This window comes from Aerococcus sp. Group 1 (assembly GCF_000193205.1).
GTDB classification, from domain to species: domain Bacteria; phylum Bacillota; class Bacilli; order Lactobacillales; family Aerococcaceae; genus Aerococcus; species Aerococcus urinae_A.
Map to the genome: position 1 here is coordinate 1,882,433 of NC_015278.1, position 16,295 is coordinate 1,898,727.

The window sequence follows — 16,295 nt, forward strand, 5'->3', positions numbered from 1 at the left end:
AAAACTAGGCTAGAAATCGCTCATCAAATATTTCTCCTTGAGAAAAATAAAACCCTAATTTTTATCGAATGATTAAAAACAATATCATTAAATTTTTTCACATTTTAATGAACATTTTTAAAATTCCTGTTACAATATTCTTTGTGTAGCTAATTTTAGAAAGATTTAAACTTTAACAACTAACTATTTAAAAAGGGAGTATCTGCATGAAAGGCAAATTTTTCCAAGAGAAAAAGTCTAAAAAGACAATGCACAAATCAAAAGGCAAATGGGTCGTGGCTAGTTTACTCCTGGCCGGCTCACTAGGTGCGGTTTCATTAAGTAATGAAGAAGTTAGAGCCAATGTCAACACCCTGGCCAGTCAAGGAATTAAAAATTTTTCCAGTTCTGACTTTGTGGGTAAAGATCAACTGAGTGAAAATGGACAAATCAAACAAGCTAGTCAGGATGCACTCAAACGTATTAAAGGAACTTGGACCAAGAATAGTGTCGACCAGGTCAAAGGGGAAATCGCCCGCCAACAAGCAGCCGGCTACCAAGCTTACGTTGTTCAATGGGGAGATACTCTCAGCGTACTCGCTGAAGCGACTGGTCAAGACCTCAACAGCTTGGCTCAAGCTAACCATTTAGGCAATATCCACCTAATCTTTACTGGTGACTTATTAACTGGAGTTCTCTCCCCACTTAGCCAAAATAATGATGGGACTCAATCGGCTAAAACAGTTAGCCCAGCGACAACCACCAGTGAAACTAGCGCACAAAAGGCCCCAGCCAGCGGTCAACATCAAGACCAAGCCAGTGCTGACTTAAGCCCAGCAGCAACTGAGGCAGCTATTGAAAAAGACTTAGCTGAAAATGTGAAGATTACGGTCTTAACTCCTCAAGGCCAAGCACAAGCAGGCGTAAACAGCGCACAAAGCAATCCGCAAACGGAAAGCTCTGAAAGCGGTCTTAGCGGGCATATCGTAGAAAATCCTGCATCCATTGACACTGCCCTGCCAGAAGAAAACGCTGGTAAGGAAAATCAACAGACTACTGAAGCAAAGGCTGAACCAGAACAAAACAAGACAGAAAGTGTAGAAAATCCAACAGTTATTGATGAAAAATTAGAAGACGCCGATACAAACAAGGATTCAGAGGCTCAGGAAACTAAGAACAAAGACCAAGCGCCAACTGAAAAGTTAGTGAAGGAAAAAGAAGTTCAAGCAGAGGCCAATCCCAAAGCCGACAATAAGGAAAAGGACAAAGCTGAAAGCAGTCAACCGGCTCCAGAAGAAACAGCTAAGGACAAGTCCGAAACTAGTCAACCCGCTCCAGAAAAGACACCAGAAGACAAGACCAATAAGGAGCAAGAAAAGCCAGCTGACGAAATCACTTCAGTAAGCGTTCAAAAGACCTTCATTATCCAACCGGGCGTAAGATTTGTTGCTGATGATCAATTAGCTCTAGGACAAGAAAAAACTGTCCAAGAAGGCAAGGAAGGCAAACGCGTAGTTGAAACCACCGTCCGAAGCCAAGCAGGTAAAGAAATTCACCGTTCTGAAAAGACGATTGAATATGTTCCGGCTGAAGATAAAGTTGTCCATGTGGGTACTAAGGCATTAAGCACGAAAAAAATCCTTACCCAAAAAGTAAGCATTCCTTTTCAAACCAAGTATACCGACAATAATGACTACAAAGCTGGCAGCCAAAAAGTCTTACAAAAAGGTGAAAACGGTGAAAAGACCGTCACTTATGAAGTCACTTACCAAGACGGTAAGGAAGTCAGCCGTCAACAAATTGATGAAAAAGTGACTAAAGAACCCGTCGACCAAATCGTCCAACGGGGCACCAAGACGCCTGGCCCTAACCAACACATCGTTAGTCATGGCGAGTCACTCTGGTCCATCGCCAAAAGATATGGTGTCACAGTCGACGGCATTAGAAAAGCCAGTGGTTTAAGCAGTAATACGCTCTACACCAACCAAGTGCTTACTATTCCTAAGGATCAAGTAGGAACTGTAACCACCAGTTTAGTCTATACTGTCGGTCCTAACGAAACCGTTAATAGTATTGCTAGCGCCTTTGGCATCAGTCCTCAAGCGCTTCGGAGCGCGAATGGCCTCACTGGTAACTACCTTGCTGATGGCCAAGAACTACAAATTCCCAACGCCCCTGTGAGACCAATGAATATCCCGCAAGCCTCCGATGGGATTCGGACAGTCATGTTAGACCCAGGACACGGGAATTGGTCAGGAGCCTCTTATGCCGGGGCTAACGAGGGTACTCTGAATAAGAACCTCGCCGATAAATTAACCCGGGTCCTCCAAAGTCGCGGCTACCGCGTTCTCTCAGCCCGTCCAGGCACCAGTGATACCGGCTTGCTCCAACGTAGCCAAATTGCTAACGAGTCTAATGCTGACATCTTTGTTTCCATGCACCACAATGCCATGGGAGCAGCTAACCGCGGTAAGGCCCAAGGAATTGAAACCTATTACTACCAATACTTTAACAACTATCCATCTAAAATTAACCCTTACCACAACAATGCCCAACGGATTACCAATAGTGCTTACTTAGCTAAGCAAATTCAAAATCAATTGATTGGCAATACCGGGGCCATTAACCGGGGCGTCCAAACCAATACCTTTGCGGTTTTACGGGAAACTGACATTCCTGCCGTCTTGATTGAGTACGGCTTTGGTGATAATCCACAAGAGCTCAGTCGCTTGAGAAATTCAAATTACCAAGACAAGTTAGTTCAAGCAACCGCCAACGCAATTGACGCATACTTTAACAATGTTTATTAATTAAACCAAGCATCGAGGCTGTGACTCAGGTCGCAGCCTTTTTTCTTATCTTCTAAGCGAACCGATTAAGAGTCTGCCTCGCCTATCCAGCAAATTGGTAATTATTTGACCTTGGTAGTATAGTTTATATAAGAGTGATTTGTAGCCTGCAACTACAAAGGAGGAGATTTCACGTGAGTAAAGACTATCGCGTATTACTATATTACAAGTACCAGGACATTGAAGATCCCGACCAATTCGCCAAGAAACACCTGGTTTTCTGTAAACGGATCGGCTTAAGGGGACGTATTCTCGTTAGTGAAGAAGGCATTAACGGCACTGTCTCAGGAACGATAAAACAAACCGACCAATATATGGACCACTTGCATGCCATTCCTGGATTTGAAGATGTTTGGTTCAAAATTGATGAGGCTGATGACTACGCCCATAAAAAGATGTTTGTTCGTTCCCGTAATGAAATTGTCTCTTTATCTTTGGATGATGACTTAAGTCCTCTAGATATCACTGGTGACTATTTGAAACCAGAAGAATTCCACCAAGCCCTCCTAGATGAAGACACCGTGGTCTTAGATACTCGTAACGATTATGAATATGACCTCGGTCACTTCAAAGGCGCCATCCGCCCTGACATCCGAAGTTTCCGTGAACTTCCCCAATGGGTAAGGGATAATAAAGAAAAGTTTATGGATAAGAAAGTAGCCGTCTACTGTACTGGAGGGGTTCGTTGCGAAAAATTCTCCGGTTGGATGCTCAGGGAAGGCATTGGCGATAAGGTTGGCCAACTTGAAGGCGGCATCGATACTTATGGCAAAGATCCCAAAGTACAAGGAGACTTGTGGGAAGGCAAGATGTATGTCTTTGACGAACGGATTTCTGTACCCATTAACCACGTCAACCCAACTATCATTTCAAAAGACCACTACGACGGCCAAGCTTGTGCCCGCTACGTTAACTGTGCTAACCCCGAATGCAATAAGCAATTCTTCTCTTCTAAGGAAAATGAAGATAAATACTTACGGGGTTGTTCAGCAGAGTGCCGCCGTCACCCACGCAATCTCTACGTCAAAGAACACGAACTCACTGAGGCAGAATGGGAAGAGCGACTTAATGCCATCGGAGAGTCCCTCTATGCCAAGCAAAATTAGTCCATATACAAGCATCCTGCATTAACAAAAACCATGCTGAAAAAATCAGCATGGTTTTTTACTGCTTACTATTAAAGCAATCACACTAACATTAGGAGGCATCTTGGTAACCTAATTCTTTAAGGACTTGAGTAATTAAATCCACCATTTCAAACAAAGTATCCACAGTCGATTGGACTAAAAAAGCAGTTCGAGCACGATAAGTTACCTCATTGCCCTCAACTCTAACATTTTGCAACTTTTTATGCTTAGGCATATTATGCAGGAGTTCTTGACGGTCAGGCGCTTGGCCGTCTTTGGTGAGGTGAAAGATAATATTATACTGTTGGCCTAAATGCATCATATCAACTAATAAGGTATAACCATTAACCCGGCCGTGAACTAAACCGGTATCCTTTTCAACCACGTAGCGTTCATCACGGTCAATTCTTTTCAAGACCTTCCCTAACCGCATCGTTAACCATCCTTTCAATGCTAAAAAAGCACACAAACGACAACCGACTATCTTGATCTCAAAAATTGTTTCCTCTCTCTTTTAACTTATTTTATCATTAAAAACAATCCCATCCTAATTTTATCACCCTAGAAAAGCCAAAATTTTAGCTCGATTGGATACCTTATACAACAAAAAGCTGCGATCGAAACCACAGCTTTTCAGTCATTTTCTTTCTACTTATCCGCTTTAATTAGCCAAAGAGATGCTTAGAAGCGATCGCTGCGCCTTCAACTAAGGCTTCCAATTTTGCCCAAGCAATTTGCTCATGCAAGCGACCCCCTAGACCACAGTCGGTTGAAGCAATCACGTTTTCTGGACCGACTAATTTGGCAAAACGTTCAATCCGGTCTGCAATAAGTTGAGGGTGTTCAACCGCATTGGTGGAATGAGAAACAAATCCTGGGACAATCTTTTGCCCGGCTTTCAAGCGGTCTGCTTTTTCCCAGACGCGCCATTCATGACCATGACGAGGACTTGAGGCCTCAAAGGAGAAAGATCCCGCCTTGATTTGTAAGCATTGGTCCACAATATCTTCGAAAGGAATATCGGTGGTATGCGGTCCATGCCAAGACCCCCAGCAGATATGTAAGCGGACCAAGCTAGGATCAATGCCCTCTAAGGCGCGGTTAGCGGCATCGACACGTTTTTGCAGCCAGGCTTGGAAGTCCTTGAGACTCGGTTCAGGATTAATTTGATCCCAAGCTTCGGCTAAGTCTGGGGCATCTAATTGGACAATTAAACCAGCATCAGTGATGGCTTTATACTCTTCGTGTAGGGCATCGGCAACATCATTTAAGAGGGCATCTTCATCATGGTAATAACGGTCCTCCAAACGCGCCGCTGCTCCCGGAGAAATCGCCGCCATAAAGCCTTGCTTGATATCATATTTTTCAAGGGCTTCAGTTAGGAACTTCACATCGCGGTTAACTTGGTCTTGACCGATATAGGTTACCTTTTCAGCAAAAACTGGATTGGCTACCTTATTACGTCTGCCTAAAACCCCGGAATCAGGATCTTCATAGGCTGCTCTAAATTTTTGTCGGTCACGACGATCAGGAAAGTTGGTCAATTTAATATTCCCTGGAGTGGAACGAATGGCTTCACTCTTTGCCCAGCGGTCTTCATCCGTCATCTCTAGTCCACCTAAGCGGTAGAAGGAGTAGTTCCACCAGGCACCATAGTCAACTGCCCCTGAAGTCACATGGCCGTACTCCCCGTCATTCACTTGGTCAATGCCAATTTCTTTTTGCTTTTTCACCACTTGGTCAACCGATTCAGCAATAATTTGGTTAAATTCGTCTTCAGCAATCGTACCCGCAGTACGGCGTTTATTAGCCTCCAACAAGGCCTCTGTCCGTGGTAAGGAACCTACATGTGTGGTCAAAATTTTATTAGTCATAATCATTCTCCCCCTCTATCAAACTCAATCTATTCTAGCATGACTTCTTTTTGAAAACCATCTTGTTTTGCTTATCCTATCAGCGAAAAGATTGATATGATAGGATTTCTCCATATAACTATATTTATTCTATTAGTTGTGATCGTTAAAAATGATCATCAAGTTAACCACATAAATGAAAAAATCGCCTAAGCAGACATCTGTGGTCTCCTCAAGCGATTTTATGCGTTAACTTTCCTTCCATTTAGAAAGAAAATATACAATCGGGATGACAGGATTTGAACCTGCGACCCCTAGCACCCCATGCTAGTGCGCTACCGAACTGTGCTACATCCCGAGATCAAATTGGATCAATACGATTAGTATAGCATACTTTGTCAATAAATTGTAGACTTAAAGGCAAAAATAAGCCATAATTCATTATTACTAAGAATCAACTAGAGGTAACATCATGAAAATAACCATAGTCGGCCAAGTGGTCAGTCAGGAAAAACTTGATCAGTGGGAATATCGGCACACCCGCCAGGCGCTTAAAAATTTGGGAAATCGGCCTAAGCCTGCAGACAATTTAATAACACTGAGAAATAAACTCAATCAATTGAAGCAATCACTAACCTATGAAGAAATCGTCCACCACTTAGGCTGGAAATTAAAGCTTATGGCTGCTCTCATGCGCGGTGTTGGCTGGCTTTCATTTGGCCGGGTAAAATATGCCGCTTGTACTCTTGAAGTTGATGAACTAACTATCGAAGAATTCGCTCCCCTAGTCAAAGATTTTGTGACTAAGGATAATCCTGGCATTCGGCAAATTAACCTGGAAGCTAATCCTGAACACTATGTCCTAGAGCCAAGGGGACAACTATTTGAGGTAATAGAAACCGCCGGAGCCAGTCCCCTGCCCATACAATTTTTTATTGATTTTTCAAGCGACCAGGGACTGGTCAGTCAAGCGAATCCTGCTTACCCCTTGCAGATGATAGGACAGGCTTACTTGGCTAATGGCCTCCCAGTAGGTGGCATCCGTCATCAATTTAGAAATACCAAAACCGGCATGGAAGCCAAGACCCTGGTCGAATTTCCCGCTGCTTGTCCCAGCTATATCGTCAACGACCACTGCCTCCACCTGGCCCTAGAGTGGAAAAATTGGATCAGCGCCGCCCAAGAATTAAGTAAAGGCTAATAAAAACAACCGGCAGAAATTTCTCTCTGCCGGCTGTCTTTACACTTTTAGTTCATTAAAAACGATTTATTCGTAAACACGTACTTTTTCATCTTGGTCGATATAGTCTTTGTCGCCAGCTGGGGTTTCAATCGAACCAAATGGCATTTGCGCTAACATAGCGTATGAGTCTGGCAAGTCAAACATTTGACGAATGGACTTATCGAAGCCTTGTTCATAACCAATATTAAAATGTTGCAAGGTTGCTCCTAAGTCTAATTCAGCTAAGGTTAACCAAGCAGCGTATTGGTGGTTAGCACTGTTATTTTCCTTATAGGCAGTGGAGCGCTCTGGGTTAGCAGGCATATTTTCTACTTCATTTAAGTCTTCAAAGAAGAGAATGGTTCCTAAACCTGCTTTAGCGCCTTGAATTACGCCAGACATTTGTTCCCACATGTCGCCTTCTAAAACACCTTCTTGAACTTGGTAAATTTCATCCCATAAGTCTTGGTGCTTGTCACCAAAAGCAATCACAACACGTGAAGTTTGGCTGTTAAAGGCAGTTGGCACATCTTTTAAGACTGCTTTTAAAGCGTCAACGATTTCTTGAGAAGTGTGGTCGGTATTCTTTCCAATATGGTAAATCGAACGACGCTTAGCAGCAAGATCTTTAAATTGTGTCATAAATTAAATCCTCCATTTTTTGGCTTTATACATTAACGATATACAGAGTATAGCAAGCCAGTAGACCAATTAAAAATATTTTGCTTATAGAAAAAAGGACTGCGACTAAGTCACAATCCCTTCTTTTTATGTATATAGACTTGATTATTCTTCGTTTAAGGAAGCTTCATCGAAGACAAATTTAGAGTCTCTGTCGTCAATTGGACGAGTACCCATCCAAGAAATCATTTCTTTCATGGATTCAGTAATTGCGTCAGTACCAGGTCTTAACAATTTACGTGGGTCGAAACCTTTGTTTGAACGGTCTTGGTCATGACCAGCTTCGATGTATTCACGAGTAGCTTTTTGGAAGGCTAATTGGAATTCAGTATTGATGTTGATCTTAGCAATACCTAAAGAAATAGCTTTCTTCACTTGGTCTTGAGGAATACCAGAACCACCGTGTAAAACAAGCGGAACATCAACAGCGTCAGAAATTTCTTTCAAGCGATCGAAGTTTAAGCCTTCCCAACCTTCTGGGTAAACACCGTGGATGTTACCGATACCACAAGCAAGACGGTCAACGCCAGCTTCAGCAAAGCGAATTGCATCTTCAACAGAAGCTAATTCACCGCCGCCTTGGTTTTCACCAATTTTACCGATTTCAGCTTCAACAGCAATACCACGTTCATGAGCTAAACGAACGATTTCTTTAGTTTTAGCAAGGTTTTCTTCAACTGGTAATTTATGACCATCAAACATAACAGAAGAGTAGCCTAACTCGATACATTCTTTGGCTGATTCGAAATCACCATGGTCCAAGTTTAAGATAACTGGAACATCAATATCCATGCTATCCATCACGTTAAGGACTAAGTCACGAACTAATTTGTAACCACCCATATACTTAGCAGCACCAGTTGATACTTGAATCAATAATGGGGTTCTGGTTTCTTTAGCCCCGCTAACTAAGGCACGGGTCCATTCGAGATTGTTTGTATTGTAGGCCCCAACCGCATAATGATTGCGACGTGCGTCCTTCAAAATTTCATTACCATTTACTAAAAAAGCCATTAAATATACCTCCTAAAATCTATAACGACTTGTACGAACCCCATTATACCTTACTAAAGAAAAGATTGGTAATTAAAATGACAAATAATTACAAAAAAATCCCAGTTTTTATTAGCTTTCACATGCTAGTATAGCGGACTTTGCTGTCGTCACTAGCAAAGTTTTCTTCGGTTGTGAAAATAAATGCAAAGCAAAAAAGACCCTAACGGCCCCAAAAGCTCTGTAAAAACAGCTTGGTCACGTCCGTTAGCGTCTCTTCTTAGTTATTTATTTGATTTTAGTAACCGTGGTGTCTTAATTCCGCTTCATTATATGCAGGTAGGTCGGTTAGACGTGCATTCTTAATGTCTTCAATGGTTTGACAACCGGTTAATTGCATAATCCGGGTTAAGTCGTCTTTCAAGTAATTTAATACAGAAAGAACACCCTTGTGTCCACCTAAGGCTAAACCGTAGAGGGCTGGACGTCCAATACCTACGACATCTGCACCGGCAGCAAGTGCTTTAAAGACATGTTCACCACGACGGATACCGGAGTCAAAGACAATTGGCACTTCACCTTGAACGGCTTGAGCAATGGCTTCAAGGGTTTCAAAGGATCCAGGAGCACCATCTAATTGACGTCCCCCATGGTTGGACACGTAAATAACATCCGCACCAGCACCAATACCCTTCAAGGCGTCTTCAGGTGTTTGTACCCCTTTGAGCATTACTGGTAGGTCACAAATGGATTTAATGTATTCAATGTCTTTTGGTGAAATCTTTTGTTTAGAGGAAGCATAGACATCTTTTAGCGCCATTCCTTCGCCGGAACCTGCTAAATAGCGTTCAACGATTGGCATACCAAATGGATAAGTAAAATGATTCCGTTTATTTAATTCACGGTTCCCTTCAACGGTAGAGTCCGCAGTTAAAATAATAGCTTGGCAACCAAAATCTTTGGCTTCATTTAACATGGCTTCGTTAAAGCCGTGGTTCTTACTCATATATAACTGGAAGTAACGTGGGCGGTCTTCATAGCCTTCATAGGAAGGAGCCATTTCATCCCAGCTTGATCCAGCATAAGAGGAAATTGAAAAGGCGGTGCCGAATTCGTTAAAGGCTTTAGCCATACCAATTTCTTTTTCTTCATGAGCAATTCCTAAAGCAGCAATTGGTGCATAGAAGAAGGGTGCTGAGTAATCTTTTCCTAGGAAACTAGTTGATGTATCTGGATGTTCAACATCACCAATCACCCGCGGTAGGATGCCCTTACTGTTAAAACAGGTAATATTTCTTCTTAAAGTAAATTCATCCCCTGCACCAGAACGAATGTAACCATAACCTGCTTCAGGGATAATTTCTCTAGCTTCTTCTTCTACATCATATAAGTTAACAATCTTGAGATCCTTAACTTCAGTACCTGCAACATAATCTGCCATATGATTTTCCTCCTTTTGAATAAGTAAATAGCCTTCTCATACAATTTAATATAAAGCGTTTTCATTTTCAAGTGAAAACCATTCCGCTAGATGAAAAATAATATCCTCAGATATTTTTATACAGTAAAAAGACAGTCTTTTCACTCATTTGAGAGAAAGACTGTCCTGAAAAACTTGTTAATCGTATTCAGTAAGAAATTCTTAGCTTAAGGAGACTAAGGGTCGTGAATTAGGCAAAAAATTCGTAAAGATAGGATCCTAAAAGAATAATCGCCGCGATTCCGTTGTTCATCATATGGAGTAGAATGGCGTCCTTAATGTTCTTGCGCCGGCGGTAAGCAAGATAAAGGACGATTCCCATGAGAATATACATGAGCGCCTCAACAAGGTTACTAGACATGTGGTTGAAGCCAAAAATCAGCGAACTCAAAATTAACGGCCACCAGAAACTTTCGGCCTTGAAAAAGAGGTGGTGGAAGATGCCGCGGAAGACCAATTCTTCTAGAATAGGTACCACAAAGCCCATCATAAGGAAAAAGTAATATTGGATATCGGTGACACTAGGCTAAAATCCCCCGAAAATAGCATCTGATCATTGGCCGATAGCTCATTACCATAGAGGGCTTGGTTGGCCACGGTCAAGCCTACCACTACTACTCGAAAGCCAAGATAATAGAGGAAGGCAATCCCAACGTCCTTCCAGCCCAAGCGGTCAAAGTTATCCTTGCCTTGGGCGCGCTTGCAATAAAACTTATAAAGAAAACGATAGGTCAGATAGGCAAAAACCAGAACTAATAGCGTCAATTCAGCCACTACTGGCCAAGACAACATGTGGGAACGGCTGTTAACCACAAACATTAGTCCAAAAGGCAGGGTTGCCCAGACCATCAGGGCCAACCATTTCAAAATATCCAAGAAGGGCTGGCCCCAGCCTTTCTCTTCCTTTCGATATTCTTTAGTCATAAATACAACCTCCTTTTGCATCACTGTAACACCCTAATTATTGGTCAGCAGTTACCATGTGGTAATAAGCCTTAGAAGTGATAAAATACATCAGATAATAGACCAATATAAAGCAAATGATGACGCCTAGAAAGCTCGTCAAAATCAAGGTGGGATCCTTAATGGCCATGAGCCCCAATCCCTGACGTAAAATCGGGTAGGCAAAGGCAATATGAATGATTGCTGTTAGGAGAGGAAGACCAAAGATCCAGAAAATTTGTTGCCTAATGGTTGAGCGAATCAACGACTTAGGCAAACCGATCTGACGCATGATCCGATAGTTATTAATATCTTCTTGCCCTTCAGAAAGCTGCTTATAGTAAAGCATCAAAAAGCAACCAATAAATAAAACTAAAGAGACAATAGCACCGATACTAATAAAACCTCCATTAAGCTTATAGAGTGAGGCCCTAGAGGCAGATTTAGAATTAATCACTAAGCCTTCTGCTTCATAATCCTCCAGGTGTTGGTCAATAAGCTCCTTATTATCCTTAGCATCAAAAGTCGCCTTATAACTTAGGGGACTCTTAAAAAAGCCAATCGCTTGACTAGTATTAGAGGCTTGGTAAGCGTGGGCTAATGCTTCTTGGCTAGGGAAAACCAGCATCAAGGCGTCTAATCCTGCAATCAAAGGCAGACGATTTATGGGGATATGCTTAACTTGGTATGTTTTATCCCCAACTTTAACTTGGTCAACCTGGTCCAAGTGGTCTCGACTAGTGGCCATTAAGACCTGGTCCTCTGCCAAGCTTTCCTGGCTAGCATAGTTCTTGTTATAACCATCTAGACTCTCTCCAAAGAGAACCAGCCCTTGACTGATTTCATCATTAGGGGTGAAAGCTTGTAAGCGTAAGCTCTTATCCTCCACCTCACTAAGGGATAATTGGCCAAAGCTCAACATATAATTAACATCTTCTAAAGGAGCTAACTGACTCAGTTCATCCACGGCTTCTTCTAAGCGGTTGCGTTGCTGGTCAAAAGATTCCTCAACCACTGGCCCCTGCAATTCGATCAGATAATCTCTAGCCTGGAAACGATCAACCATACTCTCTAGCCCACGTTCCGTAGAAACAGTCAGTCCTAAAACCAACATGACACCAGTAGACAGGATAGCAATGGAGGCCAAACTCCAAGCATTAGCCTTCATCCGGTAAAGCATTCCAGAAACACTTAGAAAATGCTTAGGCTGATAGTAATAGGATTTGCGCTGCTTTTGCCAGTTTAAAATAATAATCGACAAGGCATTATAGAGACAATAGGTACCTAAGACAACTAGGACGATGGCTAGGAGTAATTTATAAATGACCTGCATAATATTCGTTGTAGTTAAGGAGATATAGTAGCCGGTCCCCACTAAAACCAGGCCAAGTAAGGCGACAAAGAGATTGCCTTTAGGTGCTTCTTCCCCCGCTTGGCCCCTCTCCATCAACTCGAGAGGGTTATTTTTCTGAATCCGACGGCGATTAAGAAGATAAACTAAAGCATGTACCAAAATAATTTCGACCAAGCTTATAAGGGCTACCTGCCACTTAAAGGGATAGTCCATCAGAGTCATCCCGGATACGCGCATGACTTTGTTGATGGCCATAAAGGCAAAACTTCCAATGAGATGTCCACCAACTAAGGAAACAGGCAGGATAAAAGCCAACTGCAAAAGGCTCTCCCGACCGAGCAAGGACTTGATATGACGCTTTTCCATACCCAAAATACTATAGAGAGCGAACTCCCGGCTACGCCGTTTCTGAATAAAATTATTAGCATAGAGAATAAAAGCTAAAGCAAAAAAGAAACTAATAAAAGCAGCAAAACCCATCACAGTAGGAAAATGAGGATTCCGCTCCAAGACAAATTGATTACCAATTAAAGAAATCATGACATACTGGAGAGCAAATAAGAGTCCGTTCACCAAGAGAAAAGGCAAAACAATCATCTTACTGACCCTTAAATTGCGTTTGGCTAATTGCCAGATTAAACGTCGATTCATACTAGCCCTCCTCCCGATTTAGAAAGGAGAGACTGTTAGCGATTTTTTCCTGGAAATCAGCTAAAGAAGCCTCACCCCGGTAAATTTCATGGTAGACAATCCCATCCTTAATAAAGAGCACTCGCTTAGCATATGCCGCACAACGTAAGGAATGGGTTACCATGAATATGGTCAAGCCCTGCTGGTTTAACTGAGTAAAAAGCTTCATAGTCGCTTCACTGTTCTTCGAATCTAAAGCTCCAGTCGGCTCATCAGCAAGAATCAGGCTGGGCTGGGTAATAATAGCCCGTCCAATGGCAACCCGTTGCTGTTGACCCCCAGAAATTTGATAGGGATACTTATCCAAAAGGTCTTCAATCCCCAGTAAAGGAGCAAGCTTAGCTAAACGTCGCTCCATTTCACTATAGTCAGTATTAGAGAGTACCAGGGGGAGCAGAATGTTATCCCGGTTATTGAAGGTATTGAGCATGTTAAAATCTTGAAAAACAAAGCCCAACTCTTGCCGGCGAAAAGCTGCTAAGTCACTTTCTCCTAAAGCTGCCAAGGCCTGGCCATTTAAGAAAACTTGACCGCCAGTAGCCTTATCCAAGGTGGCAATAATGTTTAAGAGCGTGGATTTTCCTGAACCGGACTCTCCCATAATGGCCACGAATTCGCCAGCTTCCGCTTGAAAAGTGACGTCCCGTAAGGCCTTGGTGGCATTACCGCCATGGCCGTATGTTTTTTCTAAATGAATCACATCTAAAAGCATCTCGTATCCTCCAATCTTTGTCTCTATTATAGAAAGAAAAAAAGAGCCCTGCTTTTATCTAAACTAACAAAAGCAGGCCCCAAACTTACAAAATTGTAAGCTAAGTCTATCTGAAGGCATCTTGGTGAAAATATATCCTGACTGTCGTACCTTGGCCCCAAATAGAGTCTAATTCTACCGGTTGGTCTAAACGTTCAGCCAATTGCTTAACGAGAAATAACCCGATCCCCGTTGACCGCCGCAAGCTCTTCCCCATAAAGGCTGAATAGCCCTGGTCAAAGACCTTGGGTAAGTCGCTGGCCTTAATCCCCCGACCATTATCTTTGATGGTGAGACAGGCCTGGTCGGCTTGGTAGGTGATCCAGATATCCCCTCCCTCACCATACTTGAGCGCATTATTGAGAACCTGTTCAATCATAATTTCTGACAGGGTGGGATCGGTCATGACATGGTCAGGAATCGCTTGATAGTGGAGGCGAGTACGGCTATTAATAAAAATTCGCCGGTACTTTTTTAGCAAAGGAGCGATCATAGCGTCGAGACTGACCGCTTTAATCTGCAAGTTCTTCTGTTCATTATTGACCTTGAGGTAGGTCAGGGCCATGGTGGTATAGTTCTCGATGGCTAACAGTTGCCCTTCCAAGTCAGCTTTAGTCTTAGCGTCCAAGTCTTGAATAAGAAGCTTAGCCGCCGCGATCGGCGTTTTAATCTGATGGAGCCAGGTCAAAAAATAGCCCTCTTGCTCTTGCTTAGCCAGGTCAGTTTGGACCCGGTCAGCCTCTGCCTTATCCTGACTTTCACGATAAAGCTTTTGGTAGTCAACTTCCCGTCTTGCTAGCCAATAAGCTATCAGCAAGATAAGTCCGTAAAAAAAGACTAGAAACAGCAAGAGAAAGCGGACGACCATGACATCTAAATCAAACAGAAAACCCAGCAAGAAGAAAACAACCAAGGTGAAAGCCATAGTCACTAGGGTTAAGCGCTGGTGCTTAAGAAAATCTTTCACTTCTTACTAGCCTCCTCATTTAAGGCGTAGCCGACCCGCTTCTTGGTTTTAATAAAGTCTTCCAGACCCAACTTGGCCAATTTCTTACGTAAACGGGAAATATTGACTGCTAAAGTATTGTCATCAATATAGTTTTCGCCCAGCCAACACTCTTCCATCAAGCTTTCCCGGCTAACATAGTCGCCTTGGGCTTGAAAGAGCTGCTTAAGTATTAAAAGTTCAGTAGCGGTTAAGTCGCTAGCTTGGCCTTGATAAATTAGCCTAGCCTTTGTTGGATCGAGTTGCACTCCTGCAAAAATAAAAGTCTCACTAGCCGAACTGTAGCGATAGGCACGGCGCAAAAGGGCTTGGATTTTAGCCAACAAGAGCGGCAAATCGACCGGTTTTGTCACATAGTCATCGCCACCCACCTGCATGGCCATGACTTGATCCATACTGGTATCCCGGGCCGATAAGAAAAGAATCGGCACATCACTGTCTTTACGGATCATCTGGCACCAATAATAGCCGTCATAAGACGGCAAGTTCAAATCTAAAAGAACTAGATGTGGGGCAAATCTGTGGCATTCCTGGTCAATCGCTTCAAAGTTTTCTGCCCTTTGAACCTGGTAATGCCACTTGGTTAGTTCCCGCTCCAAACCGGCTGCAATAACCGGATCATCCTCAACCACAAATATTTTCTCGGCCATCTCCACCGCCCCTTTCCTTACATCTTGGTTTAATAAGTATACCATTCTCTTCCTAATCATAAAAAGTCTGATTAATTTAGGCAGAGTCACTTCTCAAATATTCCTTGACTCTAACCTTACGTCATACTTTATATTAAAAAGAGACTATTGCTTAGGTATAAAGCATACCGTAGTAAGATTGGCTAGGAGGAGCTCAATGAAAAAATCGGATAGAAAGCAGAAAAAAGCTCTTGCCATCAAGAGAAAAAGAGATAAACAAGAAGTGAAGCATAAATGGGGATCAGAAAAATTACACGAAACAGAAATGAATTGGCAGTCTTATGACCCAAAAGAAAAACAGGACATGGTTGCCGAGAGTAAAGCCGTCTTTAAAGCCCTTGCTCAATTAAAAAACGAAGAAACCGACAGCCAAAAATTACAAGAGGCTATGCAAAGGTGGCATCGCTTTATCGGGCTCTCCTATGAGCCCTCGCTAGAAATTCTAAGAGGCTTAAGTTATGTCTACCGTGACGATGAGCGTTTTCGAAAGAATTTGTCCCAATTCGATCCTGATTTACCCGATTTCCTATTTGGTGCAATTAATAACTATGTCGATTCCTTAGAAGAAATTTGGCTACAAGAACAAGTAAACACCCTAGAAGAAAAACACTAGAAAGCATGATAATTACCATGAGCAAGATCAAATCTAATAAAGGCAGATACGTTTCTCCTGACCAAC

15 protein-coding genes and 1 tRNA gene are annotated in these 16,295 nt (G+C 42.6%); 4 read left to right on the forward strand and 12 right to left on the reverse strand.

The genetic code is table 11. The features are described 5' to 3' along the window. Window positions 1-206 precede the first annotated feature (206 nt). Together HMPREF9243_RS08785 and HMPREF9243_RS08790 are read left to right on the forward strand one after the other, a co-directional pair. Window positions 207-2,789: an N-acetylmuramoyl-L-alanine amidase gene (locus HMPREF9243_RS08785; protein ID WP_013669273.1), complete on the forward strand. Its 2,583-nt coding sequence runs from the start codon at window positions 207-209 to the stop codon at window positions 2,787-2,789. A gap of 173 nt (window positions 2,790-2,962) precedes the next feature. Then, window positions 2,963-3,934 (forward strand): rhodanese-related sulfurtransferase, encoded by a 972-nt coding sequence (locus tag HMPREF9243_RS08790; RefSeq protein ID WP_013670001.1) that lies wholly within the window; start codon window positions 2,963-2,965, stop codon window positions 3,932-3,934. A gap of 91 nt (window positions 3,935-4,025) precedes the next feature. Here the strand turns inward: HMPREF9243_RS08790 and HMPREF9243_RS08795 are convergent, their stop codons facing one another. The 3 genes from HMPREF9243_RS08795 to HMPREF9243_RS08805 form a co-directional block, all read right to left on the reverse strand. After that, the gene (locus HMPREF9243_RS08795; protein ID WP_013669297.1) at window positions 4,026-4,388 is read right to left on the reverse strand and encodes a hypothetical protein; all 363 of its coding nucleotides are present in this window, start codon (window positions 4,386-4,388) and stop codon (window positions 4,026-4,028) included. Between the two features lie 232 nt (window positions 4,389-4,620). Further along, window positions 4,621-5,829 (reverse strand): cobalamin-independent methionine synthase II family protein, encoded by a 1,209-nt coding sequence (locus tag HMPREF9243_RS08800; RefSeq protein WP_041706269.1) that lies wholly within the window; start codon window positions 5,827-5,829, stop codon window positions 4,621-4,623. 263 nt (window positions 5,830-6,092) lie between these two features. Next, window positions 6,093-6,166: transfer RNA gene (locus HMPREF9243_RS08805), tRNA-Pro, on the reverse strand. Between the two features lie 114 nt (window positions 6,167-6,280). Between HMPREF9243_RS08805 and HMPREF9243_RS08810 the strand changes: the two genes are divergently transcribed. Next, on the forward strand, window positions 6,281-7,009 hold the full coding sequence (locus HMPREF9243_RS08810; RefSeq protein WP_013668602.1) for a hypothetical protein: 729 nt from the start codon (window positions 6,281-6,283) through the stop codon (window positions 7,007-7,009). Between the two features lie 66 nt (window positions 7,010-7,075). Here the strand turns inward: HMPREF9243_RS08810 and HMPREF9243_RS08815 are convergent, their stop codons facing one another. The 9 genes from HMPREF9243_RS08815 to HMPREF9243_RS08855 form a co-directional block, all read right to left on the reverse strand. After that, window positions 7,076-7,672, reverse strand: coding sequence for a nitroreductase family protein (locus tag HMPREF9243_RS08815; protein ID WP_013669584.1), 597 nt, complete (start codon window positions 7,670-7,672; stop codon window positions 7,076-7,078). 144 nt (window positions 7,673-7,816) lie between these two features. After that, entirely contained in the window at window positions 7,817-8,725 is a 909-nt protein-coding gene (locus tag HMPREF9243_RS08820; protein WP_013669766.1) for a class II fructose-bisphosphate aldolase, read from the reverse strand. Window positions 8,726-9,002: 277 nt separating this feature from the next. Next, window positions 9,003-10,145: an alpha-hydroxy-acid oxidizing protein gene (locus tag HMPREF9243_RS08825; RefSeq protein WP_013669582.1), complete on the reverse strand. Its 1,143-nt coding sequence runs from the start codon at window positions 10,143-10,145 to the stop codon at window positions 9,003-9,005. 229 nt (window positions 10,146-10,374) lie between these two features. Next, window positions 10,375-10,662, reverse strand: a complete 288-nt coding sequence (locus HMPREF9243_RS10400) for a CPBP family intramembrane glutamic endopeptidase (protein WP_196793329.1) — start codon at window positions 10,660-10,662, stop codon at window positions 10,375-10,377. 8 nt (window positions 10,663-10,670) lie between these two features. Continuing rightward, entirely contained in the window at window positions 10,671-11,108 is a 438-nt protein-coding gene (locus HMPREF9243_RS08835; protein WP_041706274.1) for a hypothetical protein, read from the reverse strand. 37 nt (window positions 11,109-11,145) lie between these two features. Further along, on the reverse strand, window positions 11,146-13,131 hold the full coding sequence (locus HMPREF9243_RS08840) for an FtsX-like permease family protein (protein ID WP_013668860.1): 1,986 nt from the start codon (window positions 13,129-13,131) through the stop codon (window positions 11,146-11,148). A gap of 1 nt (window position 13,132) precedes the next feature. Beyond that, complete coding sequence (locus HMPREF9243_RS08845) at window positions 13,133-13,882, reverse strand: ABC transporter ATP-binding protein (RefSeq protein ID WP_013670119.1); 750 nt, start codon at window positions 13,880-13,882, stop codon at window positions 13,133-13,135. A gap of 106 nt (window positions 13,883-13,988) precedes the next feature. After that, complete coding sequence (locus HMPREF9243_RS08850) at window positions 13,989-14,888, reverse strand: HAMP domain-containing sensor histidine kinase (protein ID WP_013668630.1); 900 nt, start codon at window positions 14,886-14,888, stop codon at window positions 13,989-13,991. Next, a complete protein-coding gene (locus tag HMPREF9243_RS08855) occupies window positions 14,885-15,577 on the reverse strand; it encodes a response regulator transcription factor (protein ID WP_041706278.1) in 693 nt (230 codons plus the stop codon). The genes HMPREF9243_RS08850 and HMPREF9243_RS08855 overlap by 4 nt, the downstream gene beginning before the upstream one ends. Window positions 15,578-15,773: 196 nt before the next feature. On the opposite strand from HMPREF9243_RS08855, the gene HMPREF9243_RS08860 reads away from it, so the two are divergent. Then, complete coding sequence (locus HMPREF9243_RS08860) at window positions 15,774-16,229, forward strand: TipAS antibiotic-recognition domain-containing protein (RefSeq protein WP_013669237.1); 456 nt, start codon at window positions 15,774-15,776, stop codon at window positions 16,227-16,229. The last annotated feature ends 66 nt before the right edge of the window (window positions 16,230-16,295 follow it).

Coding starts and splice junctions, on each gene's coding strand:
- HMPREF9243_RS08785 (WP_013669273.1), top strand. CDS start 207: ATGAAAGGCAAATTTTTCCAAGAGAAAAAGTCTAAAAAGACAATGCAC.
- HMPREF9243_RS08795 (WP_013669297.1), bottom strand. CDS start 4,388: ATGCGGTTAGGGAAGGTCTTGAAAAGAATTGACCGTGATGAACGCTAC.
- HMPREF9243_RS08800 (WP_041706269.1), bottom strand. CDS start 5,829: ATGACTAATAAAATTTTGACCACACATGTAGGTTCCTTACCACGGACA.
- HMPREF9243_RS08810 (WP_013668602.1), top strand. CDS start 6,281: ATGAAAATAACCATAGTCGGCCAAGTGGTCAGTCAGGAAAAACTTGAT.
- HMPREF9243_RS08815 (WP_013669584.1), bottom strand. CDS start 7,672: ATGACACAATTTAAAGATCTTGCTGCTAAGCGTCGTTCGATTTACCAT.
- HMPREF9243_RS08820 (WP_013669766.1), bottom strand. CDS start 8,725: ATGGCTTTTTTAGTAAATGGTAATGAAATTTTGAAGGACGCACGTCGC.
- HMPREF9243_RS08825 (WP_013669582.1), bottom strand. CDS start 10,145: ATGGCAGATTATGTTGCAGGTACTGAAGTTAAGGATCTCAAGATTGTT.
- HMPREF9243_RS08835 (WP_041706274.1), bottom strand. CDS start 11,108: ATGACTAAAGAATATCGAAAGGAAGAGAAAGGCTGGGGCCAGCCCTTC.
- HMPREF9243_RS08840 (WP_013668860.1), bottom strand. CDS start 13,131: ATGAATCGACGTTTAATCTGGCAATTAGCCAAACGCAATTTAAGGGTC.
- HMPREF9243_RS08845 (WP_013670119.1), bottom strand. CDS start 13,882: ATGCTTTTAGATGTGATTCATTTAGAAAAAACATACGGCCATGGCGGT.
- HMPREF9243_RS08855 (WP_041706278.1), bottom strand. CDS start 15,577: ATGGCCGAGAAAATATTTGTGGTTGAGGATGATCCGGTTATTGCAGCC.
- HMPREF9243_RS08860 (WP_013669237.1), top strand. CDS start 15,774: ATGAAAAAATCGGATAGAAAGCAGAAAAAAGCTCTTGCCATCAAGAGA.